Origin of the sequence: Protofrankia sp. CiP1_Cm_nod1 (genome assembly GCF_920888515.1) — a bacterium.
GTDB lineage: Bacteria > Actinomycetota > Actinomycetes > Frankiales > Frankiaceae > Protofrankia.
Map to the genome: position 1 here is coordinate 1 of NZ_CAKKTM010000253.1, position 7,532 is coordinate 7,532.

The window sequence follows — 7,532 nt, forward strand, 5'->3', positions numbered from 1 at the left end:
GGGTAAGGACCCGCCAGCCACGTCACGCGCGCTCTCCCCGGGTCCGTGCACGGACCCGGGGAGAGCGCGATCCGATGGCACAGGCCGAAACACGCGCCCGGGCATCACCACGGATGTGCTTCAGGTACGGAGAAGCTGGGAAGGGGAGATGGTCAGCGGGAACGGCGCGGTGACCGTCAGGACCTCGTCACCGTGGACTGCGCCGACCTCGAAGTACTCGGCCCCGGTGAGCGCGAGGGTGGTGATCGAGGGGCTGTCGGCGTCGACGATCCAGTAGTGGGGGACGCCGAGACGGGCGTAGACGTCGCGTTTGAGCAGCCGGTCGATGCCCAGGCTGCTGGGGGAGAGAACCTCGACGACCAGCACCGGGACAGCCAGGTAGCGTTCGCCGCGCACGAGGTCGTCATGGCGGACCACGCACACGTCCGGCTGGACGCTGGTGTGCCGCCCCTTGCGCACATCCGGCGTCGGCCCGAACACGACCAGGTCCGCCGGGTCTTCGCGGTTGACCGCCTCGCGGTTGGCTGCCTCAAGGATGATCGCGAGGTTCAGGCAGGCGCGCTGATGTTCCCAGCGGGGCGCCGGGCTCACCAGGAGCACTCCGTCCACCAGCTCGTAGCGCCGACCGTCGTCGGGCATCTCCTCCAGATCGTCGACGGTGAACCCGTCGTCCCGGATCGGAAGATCCTCGTAGGCGACCGCCATGACCACCATGATGAGCTCCTCTCAGTCACAACGCCAGACTGATCGCCACACACCCTCCGCACCAGACCGTACAACGATCTGTGGATAACCTGTTGTTGTCCACAGGTAATCCCAACTGTCAGTTATGAAACACCGTCAGTTATGACACCAGTCATGACACGAGGCAGGGAGCGCACGCGCCTCGCCGGGCGGGACGGGTGTATCGGGGGCGTTCGCCGATCATGGCGGCGCCGTGCCTGCCCCGGGGCGCCGCGCGACGGCGACGCGCCCGGGGCAGGCAGGCGTACGGGACGGCGTTCAGGACGCCGTGACCTCACGGGTCACCCGTGAGTCCCACGGACACCAGTGGGCCCCGGGGAGGAACGCCCCACCGGCCTCGTCCAGGTGCTCCTCGACATAGTCCATGTTGGCGTCACATACCTCGATCGCCATGTCGAAGAACCATATGGTGTCCGGATCGAGATGGAAGCTGTACTTCGGGTTGTAGGGCTTCGGCTGCTTCCTGATCCTCCCTACGACGTGCACCTTCTCCTTCTCCGTGCCGGAAATGATGTTGCGGGCATGGGTGATCTTTTCGGGGTCCGTGAGCTCGAAGACGAACTCCTGACCCGGGCTCTCCGTGAACGCGAAATAGGCCATGAAAAACTCCTGTTCGTCCTGACGGCATGAATAAACCGAATGGCCCGTCACGGCGCTGCCCGGCCGGTCGGCCGAGCCGATGTTGGCGGTCGCGACGCGCGTCCGTCAACACTCCCACAGGTACCGTGAGATCGGGCTGTCTCGTGCTCGGACGGCCCAGGCGACCAATCAGCCGAGCTCTGGGCACGCCATTCTCCAGCGGCGGTGGAAAATTGCGATGTGTTGTGCCACCGTGGCCGGTGCGACCGGATTCATCGACGGATCGGAACAGCACGGCCGCGCGCCAGATGCTCTGGCGGCACTACGACAGCGACAACAACGAGATCCAGCAGGACGATCACCACCGACGGGTTCCCGGAGCTCGACGGCGCGCCCGGCGGCACGCTCGACTCCTATCGGATCCTCGCCCACGCGCTGGAGGAGAACGGCGGCCGGGTGGAGCTGCGCCATCCCACGGTCTGCTTCGTCCCCTCGGTCAGCGCGGTCGCCGTCCGTGACCTCGACCGGCAGGCCAATCTGTACACGAACATCAACGATCTTCCGCCGGATGACAGCGAACTGGACGACTTCGTCTGCTCCACCACCAACACCGGCCACACGGCCATCACAGCGGAACTGTCCACCTGGCTCCTGGACCGTCTCCCGGACTGATCCCGCCCCACCCGACGACCACGGCGAGGCGCACACCCTTCCCGGCCGGCGTGCGCCCCACCGCCGTCCGCCGGAGCCCTCGGCGGACGGCGGTGAAATTAGCTATACTTCTAGCCATGTCGATCGTGGAACAGATGCCGCTGGCAGAGGTGAAGAACAGGCTCTCGGAGGTGGTGGACAGCGTCGAACGTGAGCACGGCCGTGTTGTGATCACCAGGCATGGCAGGCCTGCCGCGATCGTCATCAGTGTCGACGACCTGGAGTCACTGGAGGAAACCCTTGACGTCATGGCCAGCACCCGTCTGATGGCCGACATCCGGGAAGCCCTCGACGATCTCGAGGACGCGGGGGCGACCGTCCTGAGCAAGGAGGACGCGCTCCGCCTCGCGACCGGCCGGTGAGCGCCCCCTACGAGATCGCCTTCACCGCGCCCGCGCGGCGTGCCCTGCGCCGTCTGCCCGAGAAGGTCGCCACCGCCGTCGTCGAGTTCCTGTACGGATCACTGGCGGCCAACCCGCACCGTGTGGGTAAGCCGCTCCAGCTTCAACTCGCCGGTCTGTACAGCGCGCGACGCGGCGACTACCGCATTGTTTATCGGATCAACACCGACGACCACCACGTCGACATCGTCGCCATTGAGCACCGCGCCGACGTCTACCGGCCGCGAGGATAGACATGCCCCGCCGCCGGTCAGGGGGAGACGGCGAGACGGAGGCGGTCGCGGCGGCGGGCGAGCAGGCGGTCGGCGAGGGCGTCGGCGAGTTCGATGTCGTCCAGCGACGCGCGGGTGCGTTCCTGGACGTCGAGGAGCGCGGCGAGCAGTTCCGCGGACAGGCGGGTCCGGTCGGCCACCCGGGCCACGCTCGGCGGCAGCGGCCGAGGGGACGACGGCGGTGACCCGGCCCGGGACCCGGGCCCGGGGATAGGGGCCGACGGGCGGGGTGCGCGGGCGACAGGGACAGCGGCGACGCGATCGGGGTCTCCCTCCCCGAAGGGGGCCTGGTCTTCCAGTGCGCGGGCGACAGGGACAGCGGCGACGGGGACGCCGGTGACGACGGTGTCGGTACCCCGCCGCCAGCGGTGCTGCGGGTGCGGGCGACGGGGCCGGTTGCGCAGGTCCATGCATCCACTAACGGCCATGGGGCCCCCCGGATCAACCCTTGACATCAGGGCTGCCTGGCAGACCCCCGGTTACCCACAGCTGGTCCCCAGCGGCGCGGTGGATACCCACCGCGCCATGAACAGCGTTATCCACATTTTCAGGAGCGTGTGACCTTTCTCACATTCGATGGGACAATTGCGAACGGATCATCCGACGGGGGTGGACGTACCGGTTGCGTCGCCCGCGGCACCAGCGCCACCCACGTCGGTACCGCCGGCACCCCCGCTGCCGTCAGGCTCCCGCGACTCCCGTTGCGCCTCCCGCGCCGCGCCCGTCGCAGCCGTCAGCCCCTGGGAGCCTGAGCGGCCCGTCACGCCGGCGGATCCGCGCCGCGCCGCGGCCTGCCACGGCGACACCACACCGGCGGTTCCCACCGGCTCGGTGGCCTCCCAGACCTGCCGCCAGTGTGCCTTCCGGGCGGCCCGCGCGGCCCGGGCCGGTACCGCCGGGCGCTCCCGCGCCGCGCGCAGCGAGTCCCACCAGGACGTAGCGTCCTCGTCGATCAGCCGGGACACCTCGGCGAAGATACGGCCGGTGAAGGAACGCAGGTCGCTGTCGGCGGGATACAGCGGCCGACCGAACCGCACCGACACCCCGGGCCGGCCCGGGACCGTCCACGCCCGGCCCCGCGGCATCGCGGCGAAACCGCCGCGGATACCCACCGGTACCACCGGCACCCCGCAGGTGATCGCCAGATGCGCCGCGCCGAACCGGAACCGGGCGAGCTGGCCGTCCTTCGTCCTGGTCCCCTCCGGAAAAATGACCAGATTCCAGCCGGCGGCGAGCAGGTCGGCGGGTGCGCTCGACGGCGCCCCGCCGCGGCGTTCGATCGGCACGGTCGCGAACAGGAAGGCCGTGCCCAGGCCCCGCCACCAGCTGTCGAAGAAGTAGTCGGCGGCGGCGGCCACCGCCGTGTGGTCCCGGATGTCCCGCGGCAGCGCGCACAGCAGCAGCGGCGCGTCCAGATGGCTGGAATGGTTCGACACGAAGACCGCGGGCGTGCGCAGCCCCTCGAGCGCGTCCAGCCCGGCCACCGACAGGGACAGGTTCGCGTCCAGCATGGGGCGCATCCCGAGCTCCAGCGCGGCGACCCGGGCCGCCCGCATCGCGGGTGTGCGCGCCCACGCGGTGGGGAACTCCCGGCCCCGCGGCGCCGGCTGGTACGGCCGCGCCGAGGCGGGCACCGGTGGGCGCGACGCCCACCGCCAGCCGCGGGCCATCTCACGCAGCCCGATCCCGGCCGGGCGCTGCCGGCCGCCCGGCGCCGTCACCGCACGTCCGCGATGGCGTACGGCGGGGAGTGCAGGTAGGTCAGGGACGGGTTGCGCCCCACCGTGGACGAGATCATCTCAAGCGCGTCGGCCAGCGTGGACGCGGCCCGGAAACCCATCCGCGCGCAGGCCGCCCGGTCACCGCCGACCCACACCACATCCCCGAGATGGTCCAGCGCGTGCGCACCCCAGTACCACATGTAGAACGGGTGCACACCGTGATAGGCGTGGGACGTCCGGTACAGGTGGGTGTACCAGGGGTCGGTGGCGTACTGCTTCTCGAAGGTCGCCTCGATCGTCGCCGGGTCGGTGGACTCGGCGAGCACCTCCTCGAAGAAGTCCACATACGACGGATGGTGCAGCTGGGAGAACTCCGGCGTCACCGGATGGTAGAGGATCATCGCGCCGCCGCGGCGCACCAGCGGCCGGCCCCGGTACATGTTGAAGAAGTACCCCAGGCCCAGGCACATCGCGAGAATCGGGTTCATCACCGAATTGACGTTGTACGGCCCGAGATACGGCAGGCCGACGACGAGGACGTCGCTCTGCCCGTCGACCTCGACAAGCTGCTGGCGGTGCACGTTGGCCAGCGTCTTCGCGTGCACGGCCTCGGTCTCACCGGCGTGCACCCCGGTCACCCCGTAGTCCGCGACCAGGTCCTGGAAGATCCGGCGGCGGGGCCGCGTCGGCATGGCGGCCAGCCCCCGCGACAGCCCGAACGCCATCGCCTGGTCGCGCACGGACCACTCCCACTCCCGTCTGGTGAGGAATCCGTATCGGGCCGGGAACGCGGCGTTGTTCACCGTCGTCTCCACCGTGAAGATCTTCAGGTGGTCGGCGAGCAGCCGGCCCATCCGCCACGCCGAGGAGTGCATGGCCGACCGGGTGTGGTCCATGAACGACCGCGAGTGCACCATCGTGTGGCTGTTGTGATGGTGGCGCAGGCTGTTGTAGGAGGCCAGCCCGATCGGCACCGACTTGTGCCCGCCGTCCATCGCCACCAGGTTGACGTTGACGTAGACCAGCAGGTCCGACTCGGCGGCCCGCCGGTTGATCTCGACGTCCTCGCCGTTCTCGGTCAGGCCGACGTGCAGCAGGTTGTCCCTGTCCTCGGCGTCGTGGTTGTAGAGGCTGTCCGGCCAGAACGAGCGGAACACCCGCTCCCCGACGGCCCGCTCGATCTCGGCGGCGGTCATCCGGCGGTGCAGGGCGTTCGCCACGATGAGCACCACGTCATCGACCCCGGCCTCGGCCGCGAGCGTCAGCACCTGCTCGATCACCCGCTGGCGGATGTCGGGCCGGCGCATCGGCGGCAGCGGGATCGACAGGTCGTCGAAGGCGATCGTCAGCCGCATCCCCGGCCGCAGCAGCGCCCGCAGCGGCTCGCTGTTCTCCGGCTCGGCCAACGCCCGGCTGATCGCCGCGTCGACGTCTGCCAGCGCCGGCAGCGACTCCGGCGGGTAGACCACCCGGGTACCCAGCGGAAAGCGTTCCAGCCCGAACGCCTCACCCTGGTGGACGAGCAGCGGAGGAGTCCGCTCATCGACTTCGAGCACGAACCCCGGTCTCACCTGTGCGATCCCCTTACGCGCGGTTTCAGCCGAACGACACTGGGTTGTCGTCGGCGTCCTGAAATAAGCGTCTCAGCAGACGCCATAGTGCCTGCGAACAGGCCCCGTCCGCCTCTTCTACGCCCTGTCACGTTCCGTGTCCCGTCACGGCGTCATCAGGTCGAAGGCAACCTTGACCGCTCCCAGCCGGCCGGCGGACAGCGCATGGTCCAGCGCGTCCCGCCAGCGGTCCAGCGGATAGGTGGCCGACACGATCCCGTCCAGCGGCGCGGACGCGGCGAGCTCGAGGGCCCGGTCGAAGTCCGCCCGCTGACGGGGCTGCCCGCTCACCTGCCCGTTCACCTGGCCGTCCGGACGGCCGTCCGGACGAGCGGCCGGCCGTACGGCCGCGCCGGCGGACGAGGCGTAGGCGCCGACCAGCTCCAGCTCGCGGAACCACAGCGGGGTCAGGTCCACCGAGCCGGTGGGCACTCCCGACAGCACCACCCGCCCGCCCGCCCGGGTGGTGCGCAGCGCCGTGGACAGCGACGACGCGCTGCCCGCGCAGTCGATCGCCACGTCCACCCCGCCGAGCAGGTAGGGCGGGCCGACCTCCGGGTCGAGCCGCAGCGCCCGGGTGCCCCGGCGCACCCCGCCGACGGCGGACGCCGGCGGCAGCACCTCGTCCGCGCCGAAGAGCCGGGCCAGCTCCACCTGCCGGCGGTGCTTGGCGACCACGGTCACCGTGCCGGCCGGAGTGAAGGCGCGCAGCGCCAGCAGGGTGAACAGCCCCACCGCGCCCGCACCGATGACCAGCACCCGGTCGCCGTCGGCGGGCGCGGCCCGCAACGCGGTGTGCACGGCGCAGGCCAGCGGCTCGACCAGCACCGCCCGCTCGTCCGGCAGGCCCGCCGGCACCGGGTACAGCTGCGAGCGGTGCGCGACCAGCGCCCCGCTCCACCCGCCGCCGGTGTCCGCGCAGAAACCGGTCTGCAGGCCGGGGGAGACATGCCCGGAGGTCACCCGGTCACAGCGGCTGGTGTGCCCGGCGGCGCAGCCGGCGCACGCGGGCAGCCCCCGGGCGGCACAGCCGAGCACCGGGTCGACGACCACCCGGGAACCCGCCGGCAGCTCCGTCCCATCACTCAAAGTAATATCCGTCTGTGTGTCGGCCACGATCTCGTGCCCGGGCACGAACGGCATCGACACCAGGGAGGCGAAGTAGAACGACGACCGCCCGGTGACGGTGGCCAGATCCGACCCGCAGATCCCCGACAGCCGCGGCCGGATCGTCACCCAGTCCGGCCCGGGACGCGACGGCGCCGGCCGGTCCCGCAGCCGCAGCGGCGCCGTGGTCGTCGCCGCCGCACCGGCCAGGGACGGCAGCCGGCCCGACACCGTCCGGGTCGTCAGGTAACGCGGCAGCGAGCGGTAGAGCTCCAGCGCGCGGCTCACCGCCGGCCCCCCGGGTCGACGGTGACGACACGGTCCGCCCCGGCGCCCGAACGTCCCGCCAGCCCGCCGCCGGGGCCGCCGGCGCCGGCCCGCCAGGCC

9 protein-coding genes are annotated in these 7,532 nt (G+C 70.9%); 3 read left to right on the forward strand and 6 right to left on the reverse strand.

The window, feature by feature from the left end:
• Window positions 1-120: 120 nt before the first annotated feature.
• Together NBX02_RS11565 and NBX02_RS11570 are read right to left on the reverse strand one after the other, a co-directional pair.
• Window positions 121-714, reverse strand: a complete 594-nt coding sequence (locus tag NBX02_RS11565; protein WP_250286581.1) for a Uma2 family endonuclease — start codon at window positions 712-714, stop codon at window positions 121-123.
• A 288-nt stretch (window positions 715-1,002) separates the two neighbouring features.
• Complete coding sequence (locus tag NBX02_RS11570) at window positions 1,003-1,344, reverse strand: BP74-related protein (RefSeq protein ID WP_250291301.1); 342 nt, start codon at window positions 1,342-1,344, stop codon at window positions 1,003-1,005.
• Between the two features lie 219 nt (window positions 1,345-1,563).
• On the opposite strand from NBX02_RS11570, the gene NBX02_RS11575 reads away from it, so the two are divergent.
• From NBX02_RS11575 to NBX02_RS11585, 3 genes are all read left to right on the forward strand, one after another.
• Entirely contained in the window at window positions 1,564-1,995 is a 432-nt protein-coding gene (locus NBX02_RS11575; RefSeq protein ID WP_250286578.1) for a hypothetical protein, read from the forward strand.
• Window positions 1,996-2,111: 116 nt separating this feature from the next.
• Complete coding sequence (locus tag NBX02_RS11580) at window positions 2,112-2,396, forward strand: type II toxin-antitoxin system Phd/YefM family antitoxin (RefSeq protein ID WP_047225061.1); 285 nt, start codon at window positions 2,112-2,114, stop codon at window positions 2,394-2,396.
• Window positions 2,393-2,668: a type II toxin-antitoxin system RelE family toxin gene (locus NBX02_RS11585; protein WP_250286575.1), complete on the forward strand. Its 276-nt coding sequence runs from the start codon at window positions 2,393-2,395 to the stop codon at window positions 2,666-2,668. The genes NBX02_RS11580 and NBX02_RS11585 overlap by 4 nt, the downstream gene beginning before the upstream one ends.
• Before the next feature lie 17 nt (window positions 2,669-2,685).
• Here the strand turns inward: NBX02_RS11585 and NBX02_RS23115 are convergent, their stop codons facing one another.
• The 4 genes from NBX02_RS23115 to NBX02_RS11605 form a co-directional block, all read right to left on the reverse strand.
• A complete protein-coding gene (locus NBX02_RS23115) occupies window positions 2,686-3,135 on the reverse strand; it encodes a hypothetical protein (protein ID WP_445548379.1) in 450 nt (149 codons plus the stop codon).
• A 168-nt stretch (window positions 3,136-3,303) separates the two neighbouring features.
• Window positions 3,304-4,428, reverse strand: coding sequence for a lysophospholipid acyltransferase family protein (locus NBX02_RS11595; RefSeq protein WP_250286573.1), 1,125 nt, complete (start codon window positions 4,426-4,428; stop codon window positions 3,304-3,306).
• Window positions 4,425-5,984 (reverse strand): lactate racemase domain-containing protein, encoded by a 1,560-nt coding sequence (locus tag NBX02_RS11600; protein WP_445548380.1) that lies wholly within the window; start codon window positions 5,982-5,984, stop codon window positions 4,425-4,427. The genes NBX02_RS11595 and NBX02_RS11600 overlap by 4 nt, the downstream gene beginning before the upstream one ends.
• A 159-nt stretch (window positions 5,985-6,143) precedes the next feature.
• The gene (locus tag NBX02_RS11605; RefSeq protein ID WP_250286569.1) at window positions 6,144-7,433 is read right to left on the reverse strand and encodes a zinc-binding dehydrogenase; all 1,290 of its coding nucleotides are present in this window, start codon (window positions 7,431-7,433) and stop codon (window positions 6,144-6,146) included.
• Between the last annotated feature and the right edge of the window lie 99 nt (window positions 7,434-7,532).

Excerpts from the sequence above, each read along its gene's own strand:
- NBX02_RS11565 (WP_250286581.1), bottom strand. The coding sequence starts at position 714 with ATGGTGGTCATGGCGGTCGCCTACGAGGATCTTCCGATCCGGGACGAC.
- NBX02_RS11570 (WP_250291301.1), bottom strand. The coding sequence starts at position 1,344 with ATGGCCTATTTCGCGTTCACGGAGAGCCCGGGTCAGGAGTTCGTCTTC.
- NBX02_RS11580 (WP_047225061.1), top strand. The coding sequence starts at position 2,112 with ATGTCGATCGTGGAACAGATGCCGCTGGCAGAGGTGAAGAACAGGCTC.
- NBX02_RS23115 (WP_445548379.1), bottom strand. The coding sequence starts at position 3,135 with ATGGCCGTTAGTGGATGCATGGACCTGCGCAACCGGCCCCGTCGCCCG.